Raw genomic sequence first — 25,496 nt, 5'->3', positions numbered from 1 at the left:
AGGGGCCCACCGGTGGACGAAATCATGACGTACGCCCAGGCTGCTCCGGCCGAGACCGTCTCGTACGCGACGGCGGACGGGCTGCTGAGCAGCGTCTGGCTGCTGGTGGCCATCCCGCTGGTCAGCGCGGCGATCCTGCTGCTGCTCGGTCGGCGGGCCGACCGCTGGGGGCACTGGCTCGGGGTGGCCGCGGTCGGCGGCGCCTTCCTGCTCGGCCTGAGCTACTTTTTCGGCCTGCGCGGCCTGGAGAACAGGTCGGTCCAGCTGAGCCTCTGGGACTTCATCGCGGTCGGCGGCCTGCACGTGGACTTCGGTCTGCTGTTCGATCCGCTGGCCGGGGTCTTCGTCCTGCTGATCACCGGTGTGGGCTTCCTGATCCACCTGTACGCGGTCGAGTACATGGCGCACGATGAGCGCCGCCGACTGTTCTTCGCGTACTTCAACCTGTTCATCGCGGCCATGTTGCTGCTGGTGCTCGGCAACAACTACGTGATGCTCTACTTCGGCTGGGAGGGCGTCGGTCTGGCGTCGTACCTGCTGATCTCCTTCTGGTACACCAAGCCGGCCGCCGCCACCGCCGGTAAGAAGGCGTTCCTGATGAACAGGGTCGGCGACGCCGGCCTCGCCATCGCCATCTTCATCATGTTCGCCACCCTCGGCACCACCCAGTACGACGAGGTGTTCAACGGGATTGGCGCGCTGGCCGGCGGCACCGTGCTGGTGCTCGGCGTGCTGCTGCTGCTCGGCGCGGCCGGCAAGTCCGGCCAGTTCCCGCTTCAGGCGTGGTTGCCGGACGCGATGGAGGGCCCGACCCCGGTGTCGGCGCTGATCCACGCCGCGACGATGGTCACCGCCGGTGTCTACCTGATCGCCCGCTCCAACATCATCTTCTCGGCGAACGCCACGTTGCAGCTGGTGGTGGTCAGCGTCGGTGCGCTGACCCTGCTCATCGGCGCGATCATCGGGTGCGCCAAGGACGACATCAAGCGGGTGCTGGCCTGGTCCACGGTCAGCCAGATCGGCTACATGTTCCTCGGCGTCGGGCTGGGCGGCGCGGCGTACGCGCTGGCCATCGTGCACCTGCTGGCGCACGGCTTCTTCAAGGCCAACATGTTCCTCGGTGCCGGCTCGGTCATGCACGGCATGAAGGACCAGGTCGACATCCGTCGCTTCGGCGGCCTTTCCAAGTACATGAAGATCACCTGGCTGACCTTCGGCGCGGGCTGGCTGGCCATCATCGGCATGTTCCCGTTCTCCGGCTACTTCTCCAAGGAGCCGATCATCGCCGCTGCCTTCGAGCGGGAGGGCTGGACGGCCTGGCTGTTCGGTGGGGCGGCGGTGCTCGGCGCCGCACTGACCGCCTTCTACATGACCCGGCTGTTCGTGCTGACCTTCCACGGCCCGAAGCGCTGGACCGAGGACATCGAGCACCCGCACGAGTCCCCGCCGCTGATGACGATCCCGCTGGTCCTGCTCGGCATCGGTTCGCTGGGCGCGGGTTGGCTGCTGGCCACCTCAGTGCCGGACTGGCTGACCACCACCGCCGGGCTCGGCACGGCCGAGGCGCACCACGACGCGGTGCTGCCGCACTGGGCGATCGTGGTGCTGTCGCTGGGGGTCACCGTGCTCGGCGCGGTGCTGGGCTGGTTCCTGTTCCGCAACGGGACCGCGACCTCGCCGCAGCCGGCCGGGGTGCTGGTCACCGCCGCCCGCAAGAACCTCTACACCGACACGGTCAACGAGGCGGTCTTCGAGAAGCCGGGCATCTTCCTCACCCGGGCGCTCGTCTACCTGGACAGCCGGGGCATCGACGGGCTGATCAACGGACTGGCCGCGGGCGTCGGCGGTGGATCGGGCCGGCTCCGGCGGTTGCAGACCGGCTTCGTCCGGTCGTACGCCACCTCGATCCTGACCGGCGCGCTGCTGGTGGTGGCCGCCTTCCTGGCCGTACAGGCGGGGTGGTTGGCGTGATCGACCTCTTGAGGCTGTCGGCCTCTCAGGCGGCCGTCGCCGGCGGACCGCACAGTGACGACGGAGGTAAGGCCGCATAATGTCCGACTTCCCGTTCCTCTCGGTGCTCACCGTGGCGCCGCTTGTCGGCGCCGTGGTCGTCGCCCTCCTGCCGCGCAGCCGGCCGACGCTGGCGAAGCAGGTCGCGCTCGGCTGGTCGCTGCTGGTGCTGGCGCTGTCGGTGGCCATGTGGGTCACCTGGCAGGTCGACGGTCAGCGCTTCCAGTTCCGCGAGTCGTACCCGTGGATCCCGAACTGGGGGGTCAACTTCACCTTCGCCGCCGACGGCATCGCGCTTGTCATGCTGATGCTGATCGCGGTGCTGGTGCCGCTGGTGATCCTGGCCTCCTGGCACGACGCCGAGTCGTCCAAGCGGTCGGTGCCGGTCTACTTCGCGCTGCTGCTGGTCCTCGAATGCACGATGCTCGGCGTCTTCGCCGCCGCCGACGTCTTCCTGTTCTACGTGTTCTTCGAGGTCATGCTGGTGCCGATGTACTTCCTGATCGGCAGCTACGGCGGCCACCAGCGGCAGTACGCGGCGGTGAAGTTCTTCCTCTACTCGCTTGTCGGTGGCCTGTTCATGCTGGCCGCCGTGATCGGCCTGTGGGTGGTCGGCGGCAAGACCTTCGACTGGGTGGCGCTGTCGGAGGTGGACATCTCCACCGGCGCCGAGCGCTGGTTGTTCCTCGGGTTCTTCATCGCGTTCGCGATCAAGGCGCCGTTCTTCCCGTTCCACACCTGGCTGCCGGACGCCGGTGGCGCGGCCCCCGCCGGTGCCGCCGCACTGCTGGTCGGCGTCCTGGACAAGGTCGGCACCTTCGGCATCCTGCGGTACTGCCTGCCGCTGTTCCCCGACGCGGCCCAGTGGTTCGCGCCGTGGGCGCTGGGCCTGGCGGTCATCGGGATCATCTACGCGGCGCTGCTGGCCGTCGGGCAGAACGACCTGAAGCGGCTGGTGTCGTACACGTCGATCGCCCACTTCGGCTTCATCGGCGTGGGCATCTTCGCCTTCACCACCCAGGCGGGCACCGGTGCCGTGCTCTACATGGTCAACCACGGCCTCGCCACCGGGCTGCTCTTCCTGGTGGTGGGCATGCTGATCGCGCGCCGGGGCTCGGCGCTGGTAAGTGACTTCGGTGGCGCGGGCAAGCTGGTGCCGGTGCTGGCCGGTGTGCTCTTCTTCGCCGGTCTCGCCTCGCTGGCACTGCCCGGCACCGCGCCGTTCGTCTCCGAGTTCCTGGTACTGATCGGCACGTTCACGGTGAACAAGCCGGTCGCCGTGATCGCCACGCTGGGCATCATCCTGGCGGCGGCGTACGTGCTGTGGATGGTGCAGCGCACCACGCAGGGCACCCTCAACCCGGCGCTGACCGAGATCGACGGCATGAAGCGCGACCTCAACCTGCGCGAGAAGGTCGTCGTCGCCCCGCTGATCGCGCTGATCCTGGTGCTCGGCTTCTACCCGAAGCCCGTGACGGACGTGATCAACCCCGCCATCCAGGCGACCATGGAGGACGTCGGCCGGACCGACCCGGCCCCGTCGGTAGACACCGTGCAGGAGGCGATCCGGTGAGCGCGAGGAGTGAGCTTGCGAGCCCCGCAGTCGCGAACGAAAGGCTGGTCCGGTGAGCGCGAGGAGTGAGCTTGCGAGCCCCGCAGTCGCGAACGAAAGGGCGGTCCAGTGACCGAGCTTGAACTGCCGCCGATCGACTACGCGGCGATCGCGCCGATCCTGATCATGCTTGGCGCGGCGGTGGTCGGGGTGCTGGTCGAGGCGTTCGTGCCCCGGCGTCTGCGGCATCCCGTGCAGCTGCCGCTGGCGCTGCTTGCGGTTCTCGCGGCGTTGACGATGGTGGTGGTCAACGCCGACAAGCGGGTGATCACCATCGGGGTGATCGCCGTCGACGGGCCGACGCTGTTCCTCCAGGGCGCGATCCTCGCCCTGTCTGCGGTGGCGCTGCTGCTGCTCGGCGAGCGGGTGGTCGAGCGGGGCGGTGCGTTCGTGGCCCAGGCCGCGGTGACCGCCGACTCGCCGGAGGACCGCCAGCAGGCGGAGAACGCCGGCGGCGCGGGTGAGGTGTACCCGCTTACCACCTTCGCGATCGCCGGCATGCTGATCTTCGTTTCGGCGAACGACCTGCTGACCATGTTCATCGCGCTCGAGGTCTTCTCGCTGCCGCTCTACCTGCTCTGCGCGCTGGCCCGTCGTCGGCGACTGCTGAGCCAGGAGGCGGCGATGAAGTACTTCCTGCTCGGCGCGTACGCCTCGGCGTTCTTCCTGTTCGGCCTGGCGCTGATCTACGGCTTCACCGCCGGTCTGGGCGACCGGCAGGCGGGCGTCGACTTCGCCACCGTCAACGCGGCCGTGGCGAACTCGACGGCCAGCCCGGTGCTCCTCTTCGCCGGTATGGCGCTGGTCGCCATCGGTCTGCTGTTCAAGGCGGCCGCCGCGCCGTTCCACGTCTGGACGCCGGACGTCTACCAGGGTGCGCCGACGCCGTTGACCGGGTTCATGGCGGCCTGCACCAAGGTTGCCGCGTTCGGTGCCCTGCTGCGGGTGTTCCACGTGGCCTTCGAGGGGGCCCGCTGGGACTTCACCCCGGTGCTGGGCGCTGTGGCGGTGCTCACCATGCTTGTCGGCGCGCTGTTCGCGGTGACCCAGACCGACATCAAGCGGCTGCTGGCGTACTCGTCCATCGCCAACGCCGGCTACCTGCTGGTCGGTGTGCTCGCGCCGGGCAGTGAGGGCCTTTCCGGCACCATGTTCTACCTGGTCGCGTACGGTTTCACGGTGTTGGCCGCATTCGCGGTGGTGACGCTTGTGCGCGACGCCGACGGTGAGGCGACCCACCTGTCCCGCTGGGCCGGGCTGGGACGGCGGTCGCCGGTCTATGCCGCCGTCTTCACCTTCGTCCTGCTCGCCTTCGCGGGTATCCCGATGACCAGCGGCTTTACCAGCAAGTTCGCGGTCTTCGGCCCGGCGCTGGACGGCGGGCAGGTGTGGCTGGTCATCGCGGGTGTGTTGACCAGCATGGTGTTGGCCTTCCCGTACCTGCGGGTCGTGGTGCTGATGTGGCTCTCCGAGCCGGGTGACTCGACGCCGACGGTGGCCGTTCCCGGCGGGCTCACCTCGGCGGCGCTGGTGATCGGGGTGCTCGCCACGCTGGTGCTCGGCGTCGCGCCGTCGCCGCTGCTCGATCTCGCGTCCTCCGCCGCCGACTTCGTCCGGTAGCGGCTGACCTGCCGATCGAGGGCCGGTCCACGCTCTGTGGGCCGGCCCTCGCCGTGTATCCCCGGTCCGGTGCAGGTAGAACGTGTGTGGCATGGTGGAGGCGTGGTGATTAGGGGTGGCGAGGGTTCAGGTGTCACCGGCTCCGGTGCTCGCCGGAGCCGCTCCAGCGCGGGTCAGTTCGGCGCGCTCGGGCTTCACCTCGCCGATCCGCGCAGCGAGGAGTCCGTACTCGGCGTGCTGGCAGCGGTGGAAACGGAGCTGTTGGCCAGCATCGCCAGCGCCGACCCGTTCGTCACCGAGGCGGCGCGGCATCTGGTGGAGGCCGGCGGGAAGCGGTTCCGGCCGCTGCTGGTGGCCCTGGGCGCCCAGTTCGGCGATCCAACCCGAGCCGAGGTCGTCTCGGCGGCCGTGGTGGTGGAGCTGACCCACCTGGCCACGCTCTACCACGATGACGTGATGGATGAGGCATCGGTGCGCCGGGGCGCGCCCAGCGCCAACTCCCGGTGGACCAACTCGGTGGCCATCCTGGTCGGCGACTACCTCTTCGCCCGGGCCGCGGACGTGGCGGCCGAGCTGGGCCCCGAGGCGGTACGCCTGCAGGCGCGGACGTTCGCCCGGCTGGTCCACGGCCAGATCGCCGAGACCGTCGGCCCCCGGGCCGACGACGATCCGGTGGCGCACTACCTGCGGGTGATCGCCGAGAAGACGGGCTCCCTGATCGCCACCAGCGCGCACTTCGGCGCCCAGTTCAGTGGGGCGACGCCGGAGCACGTGGCGGCGCTGGCCGGGTACGGCGAGACCATCGGGGTGGCTTTCCAGCTCTCCGATGATCTGCTCGACATCGCCAGCGAGTCGACGGAGTCGGGCAAGACGCCCGGCACCGACCTGCGGGAGGGCGTGCCCACCCTGCCGGTGCTCTACGCCCTCGCCTCCGACGACGCGGACGCCGCGTCGGTGCGGCTGCGGGAGATCCTGGCCACCGGGCCGCTGACCGACGACACCCGGCACGCGGAGGCGCTCGGCCTGCTCCGCGAGAGCCCTGCTCTCAAGCGCGCCCGCGAAACCGTCCGCAGCTACGCCGAGGACGCCCGCGCCCAACTGGCACCCCTGCCGGCCAGTCCGGCCCGCCACGCCCTCGAATCCCTCTGCGACCACATCGCCGACCGCACCAGCTGACCCACCCCCACCTCCATCGGCGTGATCAAGAAGTTTTGGTCGCCGTCCGCGCGGATCCAGACGCAAACTTCTTGATCAACCGCTTGGGCGCGGGTGTGGGTCAGCGGGGGTGGGGAGTAGGCGGGTGGCCGTCAGCATCAGGGTGGCGGCGACGAGCATGGCGACGGCGGCTGCCAGCCACATCGCGGGGTAGCCGGCTGCGGCGGCCAGGGGGCCGAGGGCGAGCGGGCCGAGGCAGCCGCCCGCGTACACCCCGGTCTGGGTGATCGAGGTGGCCGCGGCCGGTGCCTGCGGATGCAGTTGGACCACCGCGAAGTTCATCAGCCCGGGCCAGGACCAGCCGAGACCGAAGCCGAGCACCACGCCCACCACCAACGGCCCGGGGCCGGCCACCGCGAGCAGGCCCAGCCCCACCGCACCGGCCACCAGCAGAGCGGCGATCACCGCGATGTGTCCGCCGGTGCGTCGGTCGGCCAGCCAGCCGACCCCGATCCGCGCCGCCACGCAGACCGCGCTGCCGAGGGTCAGGGTGAGCCCGGCCATTCCCGGACCGAGACCCCGATCGACCGAGGCGTCGACCACGAAGGTGCCCAGCGCGTTCGCCGCACCCGCGGCCAGCGTCGCGGCCACCCCGACGAGCACCAGTCCCGGGCTCGCGCCGCCGGTCCGTCCGGTGCGCCGCCGTGCGGGCTGGGCGCCCTGCGAGGGTACGGCCGGCAGCGCGGCCAGTGCGGCACCGGCTGCCGCCACGAAGGCCCACCGCCAACCGACGGTCAGCGCGACGGTGGGCACCGCCACGCCGGCAAGCAGGGTGGAGACCGGGATGGCCGCCTGCTTGACGCCGAACGACAGGCCCTGCCGACGGGGCGGGACGTGCCGGGCGAGCAGGGCGTTGCTGGACAGTTGACCGAGTGCGTTCGCGGTGCCGGCCACGGCGAGCAGACCGACAAGCACCGGATACGACCGGGCGGCCACCGCAACGGCCAGCAGGGAGCCAGCGGACACCACGATGCCGGCCCGGGCCACCACGGCGGCACCCCACCGCTCGACCAGCGCGCCGGAGGGCACCGAGGCGAGGGCACCGACCGCGAAATAGACCGCCACGACGAGTCCCAGGCCGGCGGGGGAGAAGCCCAACTCCTCCCGCATCTGCACGGCGAGACCGCCGACCAGAAAGACCGGCAGGACACAGACGATCGTGACGGTGACCGCGACCGCACTGGCCCGGACGGGCCGTGCGACAGTCGCCGAGGTACGTGGAGGGGCGATGTGGGTCATGGTGCGGCCAACCTACGCCAGCCGCATCTCGGCAACAGAAAGTGCGGTGCACCTCACATCGCGTACTCGATTACCTTGGATCATCCACCCGATCAGGCGTTTCGCGGCGGGCCGCTTTTTCATATGGTGTAAGTCCCCGGTGGCGGAGGTGGTTGTGCGTGACCCCCTGGCGGAACCTTCGGACCTGATCCGAAGTGTCTCCCGCGCGCTTCGAGTGCTCGAGTCGGTCGGTCGTGCCCCGCGGGGCCTGACGGTCAAACAGATAGCCCGCCGTTGCGAGCTGACCGTGGCCACCACGTACCACCTGGTCCGCACCCTCGCCTACGAGGGCTATGTGATCCGTCGGGAGGACGGCACGTACATCGTGGGTCTGGAGGTGGCCGACCGCTACCGCGAGCTGGTCGCCGCGTTCCGCGGCTCACCGGCCATCGGGGAGAGCCTGCGGCGGGCGGCCCTGGAGACCGGCTGGAGTCACTTCCTGGGCCGGTTCGTGGGTGGCCAGGTGGCGATCACCGCCGTGGCGGAGGGACACCGCTCGCCGTACCTGGAGGATCTCGTCCCCGGGTTCGACGAGGGCGCGCATGCGACCGCGCTCGGCAAGGCCCTGCTCGCCACGCTCACCGCCGAGCAGCGCCAACGTTACCTGCGCGAGTACGGCATGCGTCCGTTCACCAGCGCCACCCTCACCACCCCGGAGGCCTTCGAGGCCGACCTGTCGGCGGGGGACCGACGCGGGATGCAGCTGGAGTTGGGCCAGTTCCGGCAGGGCGTGGCCTGCGCCGCCGTACTGGTGTGCCCGGACAAGGACATGGAACGGCGCACGGTGCTGGCCTGCGCGCTACCGGCCAGCGAGATGATGACCTCCGCCCGGGTGGTGCGGACGAAACTGCTCACCGCCGCGCGCGCCATCGCCGACGGCCTAGCCGCCGACAACTGACCCTCGGCACCTGCCGAGACGGCCCCCTCCCTGGTGGGGAGAGGGCCGTCGGATGGGCGGCCGGCGCGATGCCGGATCGGGGTCAGCTACCGACCGGTCCGCCGTCCAGCCGCCAGGTCACCACCACACCCGGCTTGGCGTAGTCGCCGTCCGGCCAGGTGGAGGCCGGGTTGTCGACCGTGGCACCGGTGATCTCACCCGGGTGCTGCACGGCCACGAAGACCGAACGCTCGTCTTCGGTGAAGAACGGGCCGCAGGTTTCCGCGCCGACCGGCACCGTCAGGAACTGCTTCAGGTGGCCCTTCTCCGGCCCTTCGATGGGCGTAGCGAAGAGCCCGTCGTTGCTGCCCAGGGCGTTGCCGTCGGTGGAGATCCACAGGTTGCCGGCCCGGTCGAAGAGCAGGTTGTCCGGGCAGGAGATCGGCGACACCTTGGTCTTGTCGTACCCGGCGAAGTAGGTCGACGGGTCCGCCGGGTCGCCGCAGACGATCGGCAGCGACCACCGGAACGTGTCGGAGGTGTTGTCCCCCCGGTCCTCGACCAGTTCCAGGATCTGCCCGTGCCGGTTCGCGGTACGCGGGTTGGCCTCGTCCGGCGCCGGGTTGCTGCCGACCCCACGGGCGGAGTTGTTGGTCAGCGCCACGTACACCTTGCCGGTGCGCGGGCTGATCTCCACCTCCTCGGGGCGGTCCATCTTGGTCGCCGCGGCCTTGTCGGCGGCGATGCGGGTGAAGGTCAGCACCTCGGCGGCGGTCATGCCGTCCACGTAGGAGCGGTTGCCGCTGACCAGCTTGATCCAGCGGCCCCTGCCGTTGAAGGCGCCGTCGCTGGGCAGGCTGCCGGAACCGTCGATCTCACCGGCGCTGGTCTGGTCGAGCTTGGCGACGTAGAGGGTGCCCGACTCCAGCAGCGTCAGGTTGTGCTTGCGGGCGACCCAGGAGTCACCCTTCATGAACTTCTTGTCCGAGACGAACTTGTAGAGGTAGTCGAAGCGCTCGTCGTCGCCCATGTACGCGACCACGTGCCCGCTGCGCGCGACGATGACGTTCGCGCCCTCGTGCTTGAACCGGCCGAGCGCGGTGTGCTTGCGCGGGCGGCTCTCCGGGTCGAACGGATCGATCTCCACGACCCAGCCGTGCCGGTTGGCCTCGTTGGGGTGCTTGGCGAGGTCGAAGCGGTCGGCGGCCCGGTCCCACTTGCGGCTGCCGCTGGGGTAGCGGGCGGTGGTGGAGATGCCGTAGCGCGCCAGCCGGGCCTTCTCCGACTCCGGCGCCGCGTCGCCGCCGACGAAGTACTGGTTGAAGTTCTCCTCACCGGACAGCACGGTGCCCCAGGGGGTGACGCCGCCGGCGCAGTTGTTAAGCGTGCCGATGACCGTACGACCCTTCGGGTCGGCGGCCGTCTTCAGGAACGACGAGCCGGCGGCCGGGCCGGTCAGCTCGAACTTGCTGCTCAGCGCGTCGACGCGGCGGTTGTACGGCCGGCGGCCGGAGTCGACGACCTGCCACTGGCCGGTGCCGGCGACCCGCTCGATCTCCACCACGGACATGCCGTGTGCGGCCATCGCCACCTTCACCTGCTCGACGCTGAGCGCGTCCTGGCTGGTGAAGCCCGGGAACATCAGGTCCTCGTTGGTGTACTCGTGGTTGACCACCAGCAGCGCGCGCTTGCCGCGCTTGTCCAGCGGCAGCACGCCGACGAAGTCGTTGTTGTAGCCGAACTGCTTGGCCTGCGCGGCGGCGGTCTGCCGGCGCAGGTTGAACTCCGGCGCACCGGGCACCACCGGGTCACCCCAGCGGATGACCACGGCGTGGTCGTAGCCGTTCGGAACGACGAACGTGTCGAGGGTGTTCGGCGGGATCGGCTTGAAGCTCAGGGCACCGCTGCCCGGGCGACGGCCGGCCGCCGCCGGCTGACCGGCCGGGGGCACCGGGGGGACCGGGGCTGCGGCGGCGGGAGCCGCGCCGGCCAGCGCGCCGGCCGCAGCGCCGCTGAAACCGAGCACCAGGGCGCCGACCGCCCCGGCGCGGACCACACCGCGGCGGCTGACCTCGGCGTTCACCACATCACCGAAGTACGGGTTGTCGGAGGTGTTGGGTACCGGGTGGTCACAGGCGTTGCCGCAGCGGTAGAGGCAGGTCATGGCGTCGCGGCTGCCGTGGCGGGGGGTGCCCAGCAGCGGGAGCAGCCGGGGACGGTCGCTCATGGGGAGGATCCTCCTGAGGGTCGGTGCACGTCGGTGCAGGTCACCGACGCGTACCCGCCGGACGCTAGGGCGGCGCGGTGAGCGCGGGTCAGCGTCGATGTGAACCAGCGATGAACTCCACCTCGGGAATCCCAGGTTTGAGCTGGGAATGAACCGATAGGCGTGACAGCACGTATCTCTGGTCGTAACACCGCGCCCGCTCGCGCCGAGAGCGAGGAGAAGACCATCAGCGACCACGACGCCCACCTGCTGCGCGCCCTGCATGACGAGCATGCCGAGGCGCTGTACGCGCACGCGCTGCGGCTGGTCAACGGCGACCGGCAGCGCGCCGAGGACCTGGTGCAGGAGACGCTGCTGCGGGCCTGGCGGCACCCGGAGTCGCTCGACCCCCGGCGCGGTTCGGTACGTGCCTGGCTCTTCACCACCGCGCGCAACCTCGCGATCGACGCCTGGCGGCGGCGATCCACCCGGGTCGGCGAGGTCTACACCGACGAACTGCCCGAGCCGCCGGAGGTCGTCGACGAAACCGAGCGCGCCGTCGAGGCGTGGACGGTCGCGGAGGCGCTCAACCGGCTCAGTCCCTCGCACCGCGACGTCCTGGTGGAGTGCTTCTACCAGGGGCGATCGGTTTCCGAGGCAGCCTCCCGGCTGGGCGTGCCGCCGGGCACGGTGAAGTCCCGCACCCATTACGCGCTGCGCTCCCTGCGGCTGGTCCTGGCCGAGATGGGGGTGACCGGATGAACCGTTGCGAGTTCGCGTACGACGACGGGGCGTACGTGCTTGGTGCGCTCTCCCCAGCCGACCGCGTGGCCTACGAACGGCATCTCGTCGACTGCCCGGCCTGCCAGCAGTCGGTTTCCGAGATCGCCGTGCTGCCCGGCCTGCTCGGCCGGCTGGATCCGGCCAGCCTGGAACAGTTCCTGCCGCCGCCGGAGAACCCCCGGGTGCCCGAGCTGCTCAACGCCGCGCGGGACCGCCGCCGCCGCGAGCGGCAGGCCAGCCGGCTGCGGTACGCGGTCATCGGGCTGGCCGCCGCCGCGTTCGCTCTGGTGGTCGGCTTCGGGGTGGCCACGGTGCTGCCCGGGCAGGGCCCGAACGCGCCGGGCGGCCAGGTGCGGATGGTGCAGATGCAACCGGTCGCCGGAACGGTCCCGGTGCACGCCGAGATCGGCCTGACCGGCACCAACTGGGGCACCGAGGTCACCATGCACTGCGGCTACGACGAGCGGGCCGGGTACGGCAAGGCGAACGCCTTCCGGCTGGTGGCGCACGCCGGGGACGGTTCGCAGGAGCAGATCGGTTCCTGGCTGGCAGCACCCGGCGACGACCTGCGGATCACCGGGGCGACCCGCTTCACCAACGCCCAGCTGGTCCGGCTGGAACTGATCCGTGCCGACGGCACTCCCGTCCTCGCCTACGAGGTCCGCTGAGCCGGAACGACAGCGGCTGGCTGGTGACCTCGGCGGCTGCTGGCCGGTGGCGACCTCAGCGGCTGGTGGCGACCGCCGCCGTGGGTGGCACGGTGCCGTCCAGGCGCAGGCGGCGGGTGTGCCGCGCCTGGCGTACCGCGTCGGCGGTGAAGACGATCAGGGCGAGCCAGACCAGGGCGAAGCCGGCCAGCCGGGCCGGCGGCATCGGCTCGTGGAAGATCAGTACGCCGCAGCCGAGTTGGAGGATCGGCGCCACGTACTGGAGCATGCCGAGCGCGGTCAGCGGCAGCCGGTTGGCGGCACCGGCGAAGAGCAGCAGCGGGATGGCGGTCAGCGCCCCGGCGAGCACCAGCAGGGCCGTGTGTCCGGCCGAGACGTGGCCGAACGCGGCGTCACCGGTGGCGGCGAGCCAGCCGAGGTAGCCCAGCGCGGGCAGCGACAGCACAGCCGACTCGACGAACAGGCCCTCCGCTGCGGGCAGGCCGAGGCGCTTCTTCACCAGGCTGTACCCGCCGAAGGTGAACGCCAGGATGAGCGCGAGGTACGGCAGCCGGCCGTAGTCGACGGTGAGCACGGCCACGGCCAGGGCACCGACGCCGAGCGCCAACCATTGCGCCGGGCGCAGCCGCTCGCGTAGCACCAGCACCCCGAGCAGGACCACGACCAGCGGGTTGATGAAGTAGCCGAGGGCGGTCTCCACCACCCGGTCCGAGTTGACGCCGTAGATGTAGGTGAACCAGTTGACCGCGATCAGCGTGGCGGCGGCACCGATGCCCGCCAGCGTCCGTGGCCGGCGCAGCAGGGACCGCAGGAAGCCGACGTTGCGCAGCGCCACGAGCAGCAGTGCGACGAAGGCGACGGACCACACCACCCGGTGCGCCAGGATCTCCAGCGGGCCGGCTGGGCGCAGCAGCTTGAAGTAGAGCGGAAAGAACCCCCACAGCAGGTAGGCACCAAGTCCGTAGAGGTAGCCGAGGCGGAGCGACGTCACGGCTCCACCGTAAGGGGCGTCCGGGGTTGTCGATCCTTGCTGGTGAGCGGGCTCACGGCCTCGTCGCGCTGGTCCGCCCGCACCCGGCCGGTGGGTGACCACCGGCCGGGTCGGCGGTGTGTCGGGAGGCGGTCAGTCGCGGTCGAGGATGGCGCCGAGGATCCAGGTGACGACGCCGACGAAGAGCGCCCCCAGCACCGCGGCCGGCCAGAAGCCGTCGACGTCGAAGGGCAGCCCGGCCTGATCCGCGATCCAGCCGGTGAGCAGGAACAACAGGCCGTTGACCACAAGTGCGATCAGGCCGAGGGTGAGCAGGTAGAAGCCACAGCCGACGGTCTTGATAATCGGCTGTAGCACCCCGTTGACCACGCCGAAGATGACCGCGACGAGGACCAGGGTCAGGATCGTCTCGGAGACCGATTCCGTGTCGAGCGAGATGCCCGGAATGAGCAGTGTGGCCAGCCAGAAGGCCACCGCCGTGGCGCCGACCCGGATCAGTAGACCTTTCAGAAAACCCATGGCGGGCATGGTGCCACGGCGGGCGCGTGGGCGGAACCCGCGAGATCATTGTGCCCGGCGCAGAGCCCGGCCGTCGATGAGCTGCGCCTCGATCGGGGTGCAGGCGAGCAGCGCCCAACGCAGGGCCCGCCGGTTGACCACGGCGACCATGTCGTGCCGGATCCGGGTCAGCAGCTCCGCCGCGTCGCCGAGCCCCAGCGCGTTGCCGGCGACGGTGGCTTCGGCCGGGCTGAGCGGCTGGAACACCGCCAGGTCGGCCCGGCCCAACGCGTCCGCGTCGGCCGGGGCCAGCACGTCGCGGACCAGCAGCGTGGTGTGCCAGGCCGTGCCTGGCCGTGGACCGGCCGGCGCTGGCGCGTCCAGCACCACGAGCACCGGGGCCAGCGGCGTGCCGGATGCTCCCGCCACCGGGCGGTCCGGCGGTGTCAGCGGAACAGGCCCGCCCGGCCCGCCGGTGCCCCGGACGAACCGCTCCCAGGCGTGCGGCCGAGCCGTCTGGACGATCACCCGGGCACCGAGTGCCATCGCGCGCACGGCGATCAGTTGAGCGGCGGGCACCCCACCGACGAGCACCAGTCGGGTGCTCTCCGGCCGGAACAGCCGGACGGTGACGGCGTGGCCGTGCCGGTTGACGCCGAGCATCAGTCCGGCGGCACCGAACGGCAGCTCCCGCTCCAGGTCGTCGCGACCGAACGACACCTCCCGCTCCGGTCTCCCGGCAGCGGTCAGCGTCGGCGCCCCGGGCAGAGCCAACGGCAGCGTTGCGGCGAGCCCAGCCAACTGCCCGCCGTCGAGCCGCTCCACCGCCGCGCCGTCGGCGGCCACCGTCCGCCGCAACTGCCGGGCCGCCTCCGACAGCTCGGAGGGCGTCGCCGCGGCCAGCCGTACGAGCAGCCCAGTGGCTGCCGGCCGCTCCGTCCCGGTGTGCAGCGACACCGTGATCGCGGTCGCCGGCAGCCCCCACAGCCGGGGCACGAGCGTGGCCGTGTCCCCGCCCGGCCATCGACTCAACCGGAAGGTGGTCTGCAGCAGGCCGCCGCAGCGGACCGCCTGCCAGGACTCCCGCACCGGCCGTCCGTCGTGGTGGGCGAACTCGGCGAGCACCCGCCGGATCGGCTGCTCGCCCATCGGTCGCACGGTCAGGGGCCGCAGCCGTCGGACGAGCCGCCGGACGGTGCCCCCGAGAGTGTGCCGCAGCGCCTCCTCCGGCCAGCCCGGCGCCCGCGACACCCGTACCGCCAGCACCGCCCGCTCCCGGCCGGCCAGCTGCCCGTCGGTGAGCTGGCGGTAGGAGACGGCCGCCGCGCCGCCGGCACCGACCACCGGCGCCGGCGTGCCGGTGAGGAGAAGTTGCACGCGTACGGGTGGCGTCTGGTCGGTCTCGACCGGGAGCAGTGACGCGGGTGGCGGTAGTGACCGGCTGCCCGCATCGAGCAGGTCGGCCGGGTCGCCGATCTCCAGCAGCGCCACCAGGCCGCCCGGGTCGTCCAGCACCGGTGCCGGACCATCGCCCAGCTCGACGGGACGGATCACGGCGTGCGGGTCCACCAGGCCGAGCAGCTCGGTGGGGCCGGAGTGGGGTCTGGTCACCCGCCGCCGGACCAGATAGCCGAGGCCGATGACCAGCCACTCGTGCAGCCATCGCCGACGAACCCGGCACCAGGTCACGGCGAGCAGCGCGACCACCACCAGCGTCGTGGCGGCCGTCGCCAGCGGACCCCGGCCCGGTACGGCGACGAGCGTCGCCGCCACCACCTGGGTCGTGACGATCTGGCCGGAGCGAAACCGGGTCGTGCGCCCCCGACGGCCGGTGCGTCGTCGCGGCCCGGTGGGGCGGATCCGAGGCCCGGAGCCGCAAGACGGGTCGCCGGAGCGGGGGAGAGCGACCGCGTCCGGGCGGGTGGGAGTGAGGGTTGTCGCCACCACACCCTCCCAAGCCGGTCACCTATCGCGACTTTGCCGCCGCCCATCGTAATTACCGGCGAGCGATCGCGTTGTCCACAGGGGAACGCGGTGGGGTAGCAGAACCGCGATCGTGTCGCTACTCTCAGCGACGAGTTCTCGTTGGCCCATCCCGCGTCGTGCTCGCCTCCGGCGTCGTGGGTGGTGCGTTTCCGCCGTAGGGCCAGCCACGATCGAGGAGACGAGGTGACGTCCAAGGTGTCCCAGACCCAGGCAGAGGCCGCGGTGATGCAGCAGACCGCGGCGAAGTTCGAGCAGACCGACCAGTCGTTGCAGTCGATGCTCAGTGGACTGTTGGTCCAGCTGGAGATCCTCCAGCAGGCCTGGCGAGGGGCTGGTGGCCGGTCGTTCGAGCAGGTCAAACGGAAGTGGGCGGAGGACCAGGCCGGGTTGCAGCAGGCGTTGCGGGAGACGGCGGGTGCGATCCGCACCGCCGGTACGCGGTACGACGCGTCGGACACCGAGGCGGCCGCTCGGGTGGCCGCCACCAACCGCGGCGGCATCCAACTGCCGCTCTAGCCCACGACCCCAGGGAGAAGAATCCGATGGAGCACGGTGTGCTGGTCGTCAACTTCGCCGCGCTGCAACAGGCCAGCGCGGACATCCAACGGGCGCTGAACACGCTGGACGCACAACTCGGCCAGTTGGAGCGCGACGCGGCGCCGCTTGTCGCCAACTGGTCCGGTGCGGCCCAGCAGGCCTACGAGCAGCGGCAGGCACGGTGGCGTAACGCCTCGCAGGACCTCCAGGTGATGCTGCGGGACATCAAGCTCGCGGTGGACGAGTCCGCGGCCGACTACCTCGACACCGAGAAGCGGAACACCAGCCTCTTCCAGTGACCGCTCCGCGGGGTGACGCCGATCGGCGTCACCCCGCGTCGTGTTCGTGGTCGGCCGGACGCCATCGTCGGCGCACGCCTCGGGGCAACACAATCGCGGCCAGCACGACGGCAGCCACCAAAGGCACCCCCACGCCGGTCAGCAGCAGTGCACGGCTGCGCGCGTCGCTCCGGCGGTCCTGCTGCGCCAGCAGCGTCGGATCGGGCCGGTCGTCGGCCAGCCCGGTCGCCGGCCGCGCCTGCCCCGGCACCGACCCGGTCTCGGTCACCGCCCGGTACGGATTGAGCACCCCCGCGCCGTACCCACCACCGGGCGCCGGATCGGCGGTGGCGACGATCCGCCGGGCCACCTCGACCGCGCTGAGGTCGGGGCGGTACTGCCGCAGCAGGGCTGCGGTGGCGGCGACGAAGGGCACTGCGTAGCTGGTTCCGTCGGCGCTGCGGTGACCGTGCCCGGTGGCGGCGATCAGCACATCGACACCGGGAGCGACGAGATCCACGTGGGCGCCGGTCTGCGAGAAGTCGGCCCGCACCCCGTCCGCGCCGACCGCACCGACCCCGAGCACGCCGTCATAGGTGGCCGGATAGGGGCGGCGTTCGTCACCACCAGGCAGGTTGCCGGCGGCGGCCACCACGACCACGTCCCGGCTGAGGGCGTACGCGACCGCCGTGCGGACCGTGGGATGGTCGGCGTAGAGCACCACGGAGAGGTTGACCACGGTGGCGCCCTGGTCGACCGTCCAGCGGATGGCCCGGCCGAGGTCCCGGGGCGCCGCCGTGCGTCCCGTCCCGCGCCCGTCCACGACCTGCTGTTCACTGACCCGGACCGGCAGGATCCGGGCCTTCGGCGCCAGCCCACGGAAGATCGTCCCGTCGCGTGGCGCGGCGGCGATGATGCTCGCCACGCCGGTGCCGTGACCGACACAGTCGAGGCCGCCGTCGCCGCCGACATCGAGCAGGTCGGTGCCGGCGAGCACCCGCCCGGCCAGTTGGGGATGCCGCCGGTCCACGCCCGAATCGACCACCGCCACGGTCACTCCGGCGCCGGTGGCCAGCCGGGCGAGGCGCTCCGGGGCGTACCGTTGCTGTGCCCACGGGGTCGCGGAGACCGGCCGGGCCGGTGCCGGTGGCGACGCGCACCCCGGCGCGGCACGGGCCGGCGTCGCCGCGACCGTGGTCATCGAGCCGGCCAGCAGGGCTGCGAGCGGAGCCGTCAGGTGGAGGTACGGCGAGCGTCGAGCACCTCGCCGGTGTCGCGGCGCGCCTGGTACCCGGTACATCGACCGCCTCCGTATCGTGTCGACACCGGAACGGGATGTTATCGGTTGCTGGTGAACCGGGCGGGCCACCGCCAGCCTGACATTGTGATCTTGTGATCACCTTGTAGGTTGTATCCGATACCTATGGCCTGTGCCCGGGAGGAGGGGTGGCCGTGACCGACTGGGAGCCGGCCACCGGGGCCGAGGCGGCGATGCGCGATGCGCTGCACGGCAATGACCAGCAGCTTTACTTCCGCATCCTGTCCGGTGTCGAGCTGCTGCTGCCGGTCTCCGCCCAGGCGGCCGCAGGGCGCACACCGGTGGGTTGGGGCACCTGGACAACCGGCGGCCGCACGCACGTGCTGGCGTTCACCTCCGCCGAGGCGATGCGCGCCTGCCTCGGTGAGCACGCCGGCCCCAGCCGACGCACCGGCTACCCGGAACTCGCCGCGAGCTGGCCGAACCACGAGTGGTGGCTGGCGGTGAACCCGGGCCTGCCCATCGAGGGTTACCTGCCCGCCTGGTACGTCTCCCAGCTGTCCCGAGGTGATGTGCGGCTACCCGGCCGTACGGTGGGCGCTCGCGCCCGGTTGGAACGCGTGGAGGCGCTGAACCGGGCCCGCGACGCCGCCTCGGCGTCGTCCGCCCCGGTGACGCCGAACCCGCCGTCCCCACCGCGATCGCCGGGCCCGGTCCGGCCGACTCAGCTCTCCCCGGCACCACCGGTGGTGCCGGCGGCCTTTCATCTGCCCGAGGTGCCGTCGGCGGCGTCGGGCACGGTCGCCGGTCCGCACCGACCGGAGCCCGCCGACCGGGCGCCCGGCCCGCCCCGCCCGGCCCAACCCGACAGCAGCGGGACGGGCCGTGCCGGTGTGGCCGGCCCCCAGCGGCCGGGTGATCTCGGCGGTGCCCGCCCGGACGGCCCCAGCAGGGACGGCATGCCGCCGCGGCGGCCGTCGCCAGGCCGGAACGAGGAGTCGACCTCCGCCGGGCCGGGATGGCCGATGGCACCGGAGCGGCCCGGAGCTCCCAGCAACGGACGTCCGGCCGGGTCCGGCCCCGAACCGACAGGTCAGCGATCCTTCTTCGAGCCCGCGAACGGTCACTCGACGCACCGAGGTGACCGCCTCTCCGAGCGGGCCGCACCACCGTCCCGGTTCCGGGGCGGTCAGCCTTTTCCCCGGCGCGGACCGGCCGGCGAACCGCCGTCCGACGGGCCGACCCGCGCCTTCGTGTTCAGCGAGAACGAGCAGGCCACCACCCGGACGCGACCCGTCCCGAACGAGGAGGCGACCCAACCACTGCCGCCGCCCGACGGGCCGGTCCGGCCGCTGCGGGTGAGCACCCCCGCTGGCTGGGCGGCACCGGGCGGCGGTGATCCGACCGCCGGCGGCGGTGACCCGACCGAGGCCCTACCCCGTCGCCAGCCGGTGGAGGAACAGCCGACCTCGGCGGCCGAGCCGGTCTCCGCTCCGCCCGCGCCGCGCCGCGGTTTCACCCCGATCGTCATAGAGGGCACGATCATCGAGGCCCGCGACCTCACCCTGACCAACGGTCACCCGGGTCAGCCCGGCGGGGCGCCGGACAGCGAGGGGCGGACGGGAAACCAGGCGGGCGCGCCGTCGGCCCGTACGACACCCGAGGACGCCGAGGTGGCGGCCCCGCCCGGGCCGGCACCGGAGCCGTCGGCCCCCGATCCCGAGCCGACGGTACGCTTCCCGGCCCCCCGCCCGGAGCCGACGATGTCGGGATCCGAGCCGACCGTCACGGCGCCGGCAGCGACGCCCGAGCCGACCGTCACGGCGCCGGCAGCGACGCCCGAGCCGACCGTTCCGGTCCGGACGGTGACCCCCGAGCCGACGGCCGCTGCTCCGACGGCCAACCCGGCACCGCCCAGCCAGGTCGGGACGGACACCGGCGTTGAGGTGGCGCCACCGGCCGACGCCCACCCGGCCGCCCCGGTCACGGAGACGCCCTCGCTGTTCACGCCGGTGTCCGCACCGTCGTCAGCGACGTCGCCGTCCCCGGCACCCGCGTCAACCGCGCCGGCCACGGAGGCGTCCGCGGCTGCCGAGTCCTCGGTGCCGGACCCCACGTCCGGTACGACCACCCCGCCCGTCGCCGGTCCGCCCTTCCGGCCCGCCAACGAGGTGGAGGACGACCTGTACGGCGCCGCCGAGGCCGGCAGCACCGATACCTTCCTGTCCACGCTGCTGCTGGCCCGGGTCCTCATGCCGGTCGCCGCCGACTCCGCCCCCGGCAGCCGCCCCGGCGACCCGGGCTTCGTCTGGCCGGCCGTGCAGCTGGACGGGCAGACCTTCGTGGTGGCCTACACCTCCCCGCAGCGCCTCGCCGATCACACCGATCCGGCGGCCGAGACGGTCCAGGTCCGCTTCGTCCAGCTGATCCGTAGGTGGCCCGACCCCTCGTGGTCGTTCGCGGTCAACCCCGGCACCCCGGTGGGCGCGAAGCTGCCCGGCGAGCAGATCGTCGGCCTGGCGAACTGGGCGGCCGAACTCGGCCTCGGCGACGACGCCGAAGGCGAGCCCGAGCCGACCGTCGAAGCCTCCGCACCGGCGAGCAGTCCACGGCAGGCGGCGCCGGCGGGTGACCTGGCCCGGCCGATCGTGATGCAGAAGGCGATCGCCCCGAGCCAACTCGGCTACTACCTGGAACGGGGCTACGACCGGGTCTCCGGATTCGTCCACCGGGCGGGCGAGCTGGCGCATCTGACCACCCCGACCGCCCTCTACCAGGCGCTCGGCCTCAACCATCCCGAGTCGCCCTTCGCGCCGGACGCTGAACAGATCTACGTGCTCCGGTGGCCGGCGTACCGGCCGAGCCTGTACCGCATCCCCTACGGCGGGCAGAACGAGGCAGCCATGCGGGCGATGGAGGGTTGGGTCATCGAACGGCCCCCGTTCCGGGGCAACGGCTTCGCCCCCGGTTCGGGCAGTGAGGTGCTGGCCGAGTTCAAGGTGGACAGCGTCCGGCTGCCGCACGGTGCCCAACTGGTGCGCATCGACGCCTCGGGCACCGAGCGGCTGATCGCCGTGCTCGACGCCGACACGCTCTCCTGGCAGGAGGTCGGTGAACGGTGATGCGCGACGGGTACGTGGCGCGCTGGCGCGGACGGGAGTTCCAGGCCAGCCCGGACGGCAGCGAGGTTCGGCTGTACCAGCTGGAGGCAACCGAGGGTTTCACCGAGGTGCGCCCCGGCCGGCACGTCCGGGTCGTCCCGGCCAACGAGATCGAGGAACTGGCGTACGTCCGCACGACCTGCACCTGGAAGGGGCAGCCGTTCATCGTGCTGGCCGAGCACGACGGGTGGCTACGGGTCGAGTACACCGGTGGACGCTGGCCGGTCGCGCAGGCGATGCGGCTGGAGGCGTTCGACTTCGGCGTCTACCAGGGTTGGGCTCCCGCCGGCGAGGTCACCGACGTACGCGAGCAGCGGGTCTGAGCCCGTCCGCGCGGGTCAGGACTTCGCCCAGCGCAGGATCTCGCCGAGCACCAGTTCCGGTGTCTCCAGGTGTGGGAAGTGCCCGACCTCGTCGAGCAGTCGCCACTCGTACGGTGCGCTGACGTAGCGCCCGGAGCCCTGGGCGGTGCGCGGCAACGCTGCCACGTCCCGCGCGCCATGCAGTTGCAGGGTGGGAGCGGAAAGCGGCCGCTGCATCAACTTCACGAACCGGTAGCCGTGCAGCCGCAGTACCGACCGGAACGCCCACCGGTAGCCCTCCAGCGCGCAGAAGGCGGCCTGCGGGATCCGCATGGCCTCCCGGTAGCGCTGCGCGTAGTCGGCGAAGTCCGCTCCGGTGACCCAGCGGGGGCCACCCCAGCGGCGCATGATCTCCTCCACCGCCCGGCCGTCGTCGCGGGTGAGGAGGTGTTCGTACCGGGGCAGCTGGAATCTCAGCGCGGGGGTCGACGCGGCGAACTGACCGCGTGGGTCGGCGAAGATGGCCGCCCGCAACCGCAGTGGGTGCGGGGCGCCGAGCACCACCAGCCGACGCACCAGGTTGGGGTGGAACGACGCCGCGGTCCAGGCGATCATCCCGCCGGCACCGGTGCCGACCAGGGTGGCGGAGCGCTCGCCCAGCGCCCGGATCAGCCCGGCGACGTCGGCCGCGAGGGTGTAGCCGTCGTACCCCCGGGGTGGTTTGTCGCTGGCGCCGTAGCCTCGCAGGTCCATCGCGACGGCGCGGAAGCCGGCGTCGGCGACCGCCGGCAGCATCCGGTGCCAGGCCCACCAGTGTTCGGGGAAGCCGTGCAGGAAGAGCACCATCGGCCCGGTACCGGCCTCCACGACGTGGAAGCGGCTGCCGTTGGCACCCACGAACCGATGCGTCCACGGCCCCTCGGTGAGTACGCAGGACTCGTCGACGGCCTCGTCACGCTGCTCGGTCATGCCCGACAGCCTAGGCCCTGTCCTGCCGATCATCACCGGGCTGCGGCGGGCCCCGGCGACGACCGGCGGCGTTGTCGGAGTGTCCGGACAGGTATCCGGACGGTCAACCGACCGGGCTCATCTTGAGGATGCTGACCGGGACTCCCGGGCCGCAGTCCACCTCGGCCGTCGCCGCAGCGGTGGTCACCCGCACCCAGGCGCCGGTGGCGAAGGTGCCCTTGTCGGTGCCGTGCAGCGCGTACTCGCGGCCGTCGTCGGTGACCAGGGTGTAGCAGGGACCGCTGCCGCCCCGGCTGAGTCGGCCGGCCAGGACGTTCGTCTTGCGTAGCTCGGTGGGATGGCTCGGCGGCGCCGTCGGGGTGCCGATCAGCGGCGGTTCGGTGGGTGACAGCGTTCCGCCGGTACGGCCGGCGGGAGGTTGCCCGGTGGTGTCGCCCGCAGGCGCGTCGCCGTCCGGGCGGTCGGGGCTGCCAGCCGGAGAGCTGCCGGTTGCGGTGGGGCTCTGGTCTGCGGTCACGGTGCCTCCGTCCGGCTCGCCGCAACCGGCCAGGGCCAACAGCATGGCGAGGCAGGCCGCCGGCAGTCGGGTGCGGTTGGTGGTGGGCACGAGGGTACGACGCGAGCAGCCTCGCATCGGTTCCCCTCCGGTCGTGGCCCGCGGCGGGTGCCGAAGGGGTGATGCCCCGGGCAGCTGGCCTGCCCGGGGCATCACGTCGTCGGTCGGGCGGATCAGGAGAAGCGGACCTTGGTGTAGATCCCGTTCTGCTTCAGCACCTTGATCTTGGTGCCGGTGGCCGGGAGCTTGACGCCGTGGTTCGGCAGCTCCGGGAACCAGTACTTCTTGGTGTCGTCGAACAGCGGCTGCGCGGCCTGCCCACGGATGTACTGCGGCTGGCTGTTCAGGTGCAGCGTGAACGAGTCCGCCTTCTTGAGACTGAACGGCGCGTCGTAGACCTGGATGCGGGCCCGCCAGGGCTGTCCGCTCAGGTTGTAGATCGGCCGCGGGTGGGCGTCGATGATCATGTTGCGGCCCTCGCCCGGGTGCGCGAACGTGTCGTTGTCCGCCCACCGGGTGTTCCAGTACGAGATCAGCAGCCCCTCCTGGTACGCGTAGTGGTCCACGTAGTCCGGCTTGGTGTTCTCGTACCCGAAGAAGTACGGGCCGGTCTTGAGGTACTTGTCGTACGAGACGTACTGCCGGGTGCCCGCGATGTAGTAGTTCGCGAAGCTCCGCGTGTACGTTGCCTCGACCACCTCGAACCCGCCGGCCAACGTCCAGCCGTCCGCGTCGGACTCCGCACCGTCGGTGAAGACCGTCTCGCCGTCGGCGGTCAGGGTGACGGCGTCACCGAAGAAGCCGCCCTCGGAGACACCGCCGTCGGTCTGGTAGCGCATCCGGAACGCGACGCTGTCCCCGGCCACCTGGTCCAGCGGGATCTCGATGTCGACCCACTCGTCGTCGGAACTGCCGTCCAGCGCGAACCGCCCGGGGGAGATTTCCTTCAGCGGTTCGCCGTCGACCGTGCCGGGCTGCGGCGTCCAGCTCTGCCCGCCGTCGACCGAGGTCTCGAAGAAGAGGTAGTCGTAGTCGGCCTCGATGCTGTAGCGGCCCTTCATCGACAGGGTCGCCGACGACTTCCCGGTCAGGTCGAACGTCCGGGTCATGGTGCTGTTGAGGTCGTCCGCGTTGCCGGAGAAGAACTGCTTGTCACCCTCGAACGGTGCGCCGTTGTCGAAGGTGTACTCCCGCTCGGGCAGCACCACCACGGCGGCCTGGGCCTCCTTGGTGTTGTACTCCTGCGGGCCGAGGGTCAGCGTCCGCTTCTGCCCGGCCACGATCACCTCGTAGTCGAGCCAACCGAGCTGGAGCTTGTTCCAGGCGCCGAGGTCGCCTCCGCGCTCGCCGATGCCACCGTCGTGCTTGGCACCGAGCCGGCTCTGGGCCATCAGCGTCCAGTGCTCGTTGTTGTTGTCACCGCCGCTGACGACGTTGTAGTCGTCCGGCAGGCCGAGGTCGTGGGCGTACTCGTGGTAGAAGACGCTGCGACCGCCGTTCTCCGGCTGGATGGTGTAGTCACCGATCCAGATACCGGTGTCGCCGATCTGGGTACCGCCCGCCGGGAAGTTCGACGGTCCGGTGCGGCCCTGGTCGGAGGCGTACGCGTACCAGCGGTGGCTCCAGATGGCGTCCTCACCCTGGATCGGGTCGCCGTCGGCCATGTCGCCGCCGGCGTGCACGATCTGGAAGTGGTCGATGTAGCCGTCCGGCTCGTTGAAGTCGCCGTCACCGTCGTGGTCGTAGCGGTCCCACTCGTCCATCGCCCGCACGTCAGCGGCGATCTCCTCGTCGGTCCGCCCGGTCGCCTTCTGGTCGGCGACCCACTTGTTGGCGGCGTCGCGCACCAGCGCCCAGACGTTGTTGCAGACGATCCCGCCGCAGGGGTAGCCGCTGGAGCGGCCGTAGCGGGCCTCGTTGTACTGGACCTTGACCCAGTCGGTGACCACGCCGTCGACGCTGTACCGGCCGGAGGACTGGGCCTCGTAGTACTGCTTCACCGACTCGTCACCGGGGTCGGTGCCGAAGTAGAGCTTCCGGTAGTGGTCGGCGTCGTAGTCCGCCTGCCAGACGGTGGAGTTGTCCACCGACCGGTCCGGCTCGGGGATTTCGTTGTGCAGTGGCCCGTCGAACTTCGTCGGGCCGGGGATCTCCGGATCGGTGTCCTGGTCGGGATAGTCGGGGTGCCGGTCGTTGCCGAACTCGGCGAGGATCACGAAGATCCGGTCGGTCTGCTCCCGGGACAGCTCGACGTACTGCTTCTCGGTGGGGCCTCGGCCGCGCTTGGTGGTCTTGGCGTTGCGACCGGCCGCACCGCCACGGGTGGCCCGCTCGCCGACCTTGACCACCGTGCTGCCGTTGATCCGTTCGGCCTTGGCTCGGCCCGAGAGCACCTCACTGAGGCCCTCCTGGCGCAGGGCGCGGCGCTTGGCCTCCAGCGGGTTCGGCAGGTCGTGTTCGGCGTGGGCGGGCTCCGCGATGGACGGGGCGGCCGCCGGCGTCTCCGGCTGCGGCGCGGCGGCGGCGGATGTGCCGACCGTCAGTCCTGTCGCCGTCAACGAGAGCCCGAGCAGACCCACTGCGACTTTCCGCACGTGGTACCTCCGGATTGAGGGAACCGGCCCGTCGGGGGTTGTGGGCCGGCGAAAAAGGCCCCCGTGAATGGGGCCAGTGGTGAACTTAGGCACTGGT

Annotated in this window: 20 protein-coding genes; 11 read left to right on the top strand and 9 right to left on the bottom strand. The window is 71.5% G+C overall.

Annotated elements, in window-relative coordinates:
* The first annotated feature begins 24 nt into the window (after nt 1-24).
* The 4 genes from nuoL (at nt 25) to ACFY2A_RS00780 (ending at nt 6,418) form a co-directional block, all read left to right on the top strand.
* A complete protein-coding gene (gene nuoL, locus ACFY2A_RS00795; RefSeq protein ID WP_387167474.1) occupies nt 25-1,971 on the top strand; it encodes an NADH-quinone oxidoreductase subunit L in 1,947 nt (648 codons plus the stop codon).
* A 79-nt stretch (nt 1,972-2,050) separates the two neighbouring features.
* Nucleotides 2,051-3,583: an NADH-quinone oxidoreductase subunit M gene (locus ACFY2A_RS00790; protein ID WP_363923699.1), complete on the top strand. Its 1,533-nt coding sequence runs from the start codon at nt 2,051-2,053 to the stop codon at nt 3,581-3,583.
* Nucleotides 3,584-3,691: 108 nt separating this feature from the next.
* On the top strand, nt 3,692-5,242 hold the full coding sequence (nuoN, locus tag ACFY2A_RS00785; protein ID WP_363923697.1) for an NADH-quinone oxidoreductase subunit NuoN: 1,551 nt from the start codon (nt 3,692-3,694) through the stop codon (nt 5,240-5,242).
* Nucleotides 5,243-5,350: 108 nt separating this feature from the next.
* Nucleotides 5,351-6,418 carry a polyprenyl synthetase family protein gene (locus tag ACFY2A_RS00780; protein WP_363923781.1) on the top strand — a complete coding sequence of 356 codons (1,068 nt, stop codon included), beginning with the start codon at nt 5,351-5,353 and terminating at the stop codon, nt 6,416-6,418.
* A gap of 75 nt (nt 6,419-6,493) precedes the next feature.
* On the opposite strand, the gene ACFY2A_RS00775 is transcribed toward ACFY2A_RS00780, so the two are convergent.
* The gene (locus ACFY2A_RS00775) at nt 6,494-7,696 is read right to left on the bottom strand and encodes an MFS transporter (RefSeq protein ID WP_387166742.1); all 1,203 of its coding nucleotides are present in this window, start codon (nt 7,694-7,696) and stop codon (nt 6,494-6,496) included.
* Nucleotides 7,697-7,850: 154 nt separating this feature from the next.
* Between ACFY2A_RS00775 and ACFY2A_RS00770 the strand changes: the two genes are divergently transcribed.
* Nucleotides 7,851-8,633: an IclR family transcriptional regulator C-terminal domain-containing protein gene (locus ACFY2A_RS00770; protein WP_363923693.1), complete on the top strand. Its 783-nt coding sequence runs from the start codon at nt 7,851-7,853 to the stop codon at nt 8,631-8,633.
* An 82-nt stretch (nt 8,634-8,715) separates the two neighbouring features.
* On the opposite strand, the gene ACFY2A_RS00765 is transcribed toward ACFY2A_RS00770, so the two are convergent.
* The gene (locus tag ACFY2A_RS00765) at nt 8,716-10,839 is read right to left on the bottom strand and encodes a PhoX family protein (protein WP_387166738.1); all 2,124 of its coding nucleotides are present in this window, start codon (nt 10,837-10,839) and stop codon (nt 8,716-8,718) included.
* Between the two features lie 246 nt (nt 10,840-11,085).
* Here ACFY2A_RS00765 and ACFY2A_RS00760 point away from each other — a divergent pair, with 246 nt between their 5' ends.
* Nucleotides 11,086-11,580: a sigma-70 family RNA polymerase sigma factor gene (locus tag ACFY2A_RS00760; RefSeq protein ID WP_232511229.1), complete on the top strand. Its 495-nt coding sequence runs from the start codon at nt 11,086-11,088 to the stop codon at nt 11,578-11,580.
* Entirely contained in the window at nt 11,577-12,269 is a 693-nt protein-coding gene (locus tag ACFY2A_RS00755) for a zf-HC2 domain-containing protein (RefSeq protein ID WP_363923689.1), read from the top strand. Before ACFY2A_RS00760 ends, ACFY2A_RS00755 begins: the two co-directional genes overlap by 4 nt.
* A gap of 55 nt (nt 12,270-12,324) precedes the next feature.
* On the opposite strand, the gene rarD is transcribed toward ACFY2A_RS00755, so the two are convergent.
* From rarD to eccE, 3 genes are all read right to left on the bottom strand, one after another.
* Nucleotides 12,325-13,260 (bottom strand): EamA family transporter RarD, encoded by a 936-nt coding sequence (gene rarD, locus ACFY2A_RS00750; protein ID WP_363923686.1) that lies wholly within the window; start codon nt 13,258-13,260, stop codon nt 12,325-12,327.
* Between the two features lie 132 nt (nt 13,261-13,392).
* Nucleotides 13,393-13,779: a phage holin family protein gene (locus tag ACFY2A_RS00745; protein WP_363923684.1), complete on the bottom strand. Its 387-nt coding sequence runs from the start codon at nt 13,777-13,779 to the stop codon at nt 13,393-13,395.
* Between the two features lie 45 nt (nt 13,780-13,824).
* Nucleotides 13,825-15,702 carry a type VII secretion protein EccE gene (gene eccE, locus ACFY2A_RS00740; RefSeq protein WP_387166734.1) on the bottom strand — a complete coding sequence of 626 codons (1,878 nt, stop codon included), beginning with the start codon at nt 15,700-15,702 and terminating at the stop codon, nt 13,825-13,827.
* 237 nt (nt 15,703-15,939) lie between these two features.
* Here eccE and ACFY2A_RS00735 point away from each other — a divergent pair, with 237 nt between their 5' ends.
* Both ACFY2A_RS00735 and ACFY2A_RS00730 read left to right on the top strand, forming a co-directional pair.
* Nucleotides 15,940-16,260: a WXG100 family type VII secretion target gene (locus tag ACFY2A_RS00735; protein ID WP_357581596.1), complete on the top strand. Its 321-nt coding sequence runs from the start codon at nt 15,940-15,942 to the stop codon at nt 16,258-16,260.
* A gap of 26 nt (nt 16,261-16,286) precedes the next feature.
* Nucleotides 16,287-16,580, top strand: coding sequence for a WXG100 family type VII secretion target (locus ACFY2A_RS00730; protein ID WP_363923680.1), 294 nt, complete (start codon nt 16,287-16,289; stop codon nt 16,578-16,580).
* A 28-nt stretch (nt 16,581-16,608) separates the two neighbouring features.
* On the opposite strand, the gene mycP is transcribed toward ACFY2A_RS00730, so the two are convergent.
* Nucleotides 16,609-17,760, bottom strand: a complete 1,152-nt coding sequence (mycP, locus tag ACFY2A_RS00725; RefSeq protein ID WP_387167469.1) for a type VII secretion-associated serine protease mycosin — start codon at nt 17,758-17,760, stop codon at nt 16,609-16,611.
* A gap of 251 nt (nt 17,761-18,011) precedes the next feature.
* Between mycP and ACFY2A_RS00720 the strand changes: the two genes are divergently transcribed.
* On the top strand, nt 18,012-20,939 hold the full coding sequence (locus ACFY2A_RS00720) for an SseB family protein (protein ID WP_387166731.1): 2,928 nt from the start codon (nt 18,012-18,014) through the stop codon (nt 20,937-20,939).
* Nucleotides 20,936-21,301 carry a hypothetical protein gene (locus ACFY2A_RS00715; RefSeq protein ID WP_387166728.1) on the top strand — a complete coding sequence of 122 codons (366 nt, stop codon included), beginning with the start codon at nt 20,936-20,938 and terminating at the stop codon, nt 21,299-21,301. The genes ACFY2A_RS00720 and ACFY2A_RS00715 overlap by 4 nt, the downstream gene beginning before the upstream one ends.
* A gap of 15 nt (nt 21,302-21,316) precedes the next feature.
* Here ACFY2A_RS00715 and ACFY2A_RS00710 read toward each other — a convergent pair whose 3' ends face one another.
* From ACFY2A_RS00710 to ACFY2A_RS00700, 3 genes are all read right to left on the bottom strand, one after another.
* Nucleotides 21,317-22,249 (bottom strand): alpha/beta hydrolase, encoded by a 933-nt coding sequence (locus tag ACFY2A_RS00710; RefSeq protein WP_363923674.1) that lies wholly within the window; start codon nt 22,247-22,249, stop codon nt 21,317-21,319.
* Between the two features lie 103 nt (nt 22,250-22,352).
* Nucleotides 22,353-22,883, bottom strand: a complete 531-nt coding sequence (locus ACFY2A_RS00705) for a DUF5818 domain-containing protein (protein ID WP_387166725.1) — start codon at nt 22,881-22,883, stop codon at nt 22,353-22,355.
* A 95-nt stretch (nt 22,884-22,978) separates the two neighbouring features.
* Nucleotides 22,979-25,384, bottom strand: a complete 2,406-nt coding sequence (locus ACFY2A_RS00700) for an immune inhibitor A domain-containing protein (RefSeq protein ID WP_387167466.1) — start codon at nt 25,382-25,384, stop codon at nt 22,979-22,981.
* Nucleotides 25,385-25,496 lie beyond the last annotated feature (112 nt).

This window comes from Micromonospora sp. NPDC000442, assembly GCF_042898635.1.
Classification (GTDB): domain Bacteria; phylum Actinomycetota; class Actinomycetes; order Mycobacteriales; family Micromonosporaceae; genus Micromonospora.
The sequence above is the reverse complement of the archived record's forward strand: the minus strand, read 5'-3'. Positions and strand labels throughout refer to the sequence as shown.

Excerpts from the sequence above, each read along its gene's own strand:
- ACFY2A_RS00790 (WP_363923699.1), top strand. The coding sequence starts at position 2,051 with ATGTCCGACTTCCCGTTCCTCTCGGTGCTCACCGTGGCGCCGCTTGTC.
- ACFY2A_RS00765 (WP_387166738.1), bottom strand. The coding sequence starts at position 10,839 with ATGAGCGACCGTCCCCGGCTGCTCCCGCTGCTGGGCACCCCCCGCCAC.
- ACFY2A_RS00745 (WP_363923684.1), bottom strand. The coding sequence starts at position 13,779 with ATGGGTTTTCTGAAAGGTCTACTGATCCGGGTCGGCGCCACGGCGGTG.
- ACFY2A_RS00730 (WP_363923680.1), top strand. The coding sequence starts at position 16,287 with ATGGAGCACGGTGTGCTGGTCGTCAACTTCGCCGCGCTGCAACAGGCC.
- ACFY2A_RS00710 (WP_363923674.1), bottom strand. The coding sequence starts at position 22,249 with ATGACCGAGCAGCGTGACGAGGCCGTCGACGAGTCCTGCGTACTCACC.
- ACFY2A_RS00755 (WP_363923689.1), top strand. The coding sequence starts at position 11,577 with ATGAACCGTTGCGAGTTCGCGTACGACGACGGGGCGTACGTGCTTGGT.
- ACFY2A_RS00705 (WP_387166725.1), bottom strand. The coding sequence starts at position 22,883 with ATGCGAGGCTGCTCGCGTCGTACCCTCGTGCCCACCACCAACCGCACC.
- ACFY2A_RS00775 (WP_387166742.1), bottom strand. The coding sequence starts at position 7,696 with ATGACCCACATCGCCCCTCCACGTACCTCGGCGACTGTCGCACGGCCC.
- nuoL (WP_387167474.1), top strand. The coding sequence starts at position 25 with ATGACGTACGCCCAGGCTGCTCCGGCCGAGACCGTCTCGTACGCGACG.
- mycP (WP_387167469.1), bottom strand. The coding sequence starts at position 17,760 with ATGACCACGGTCGCGGCGACGCCGGCCCGTGCCGCGCCGGGGTGCGCG.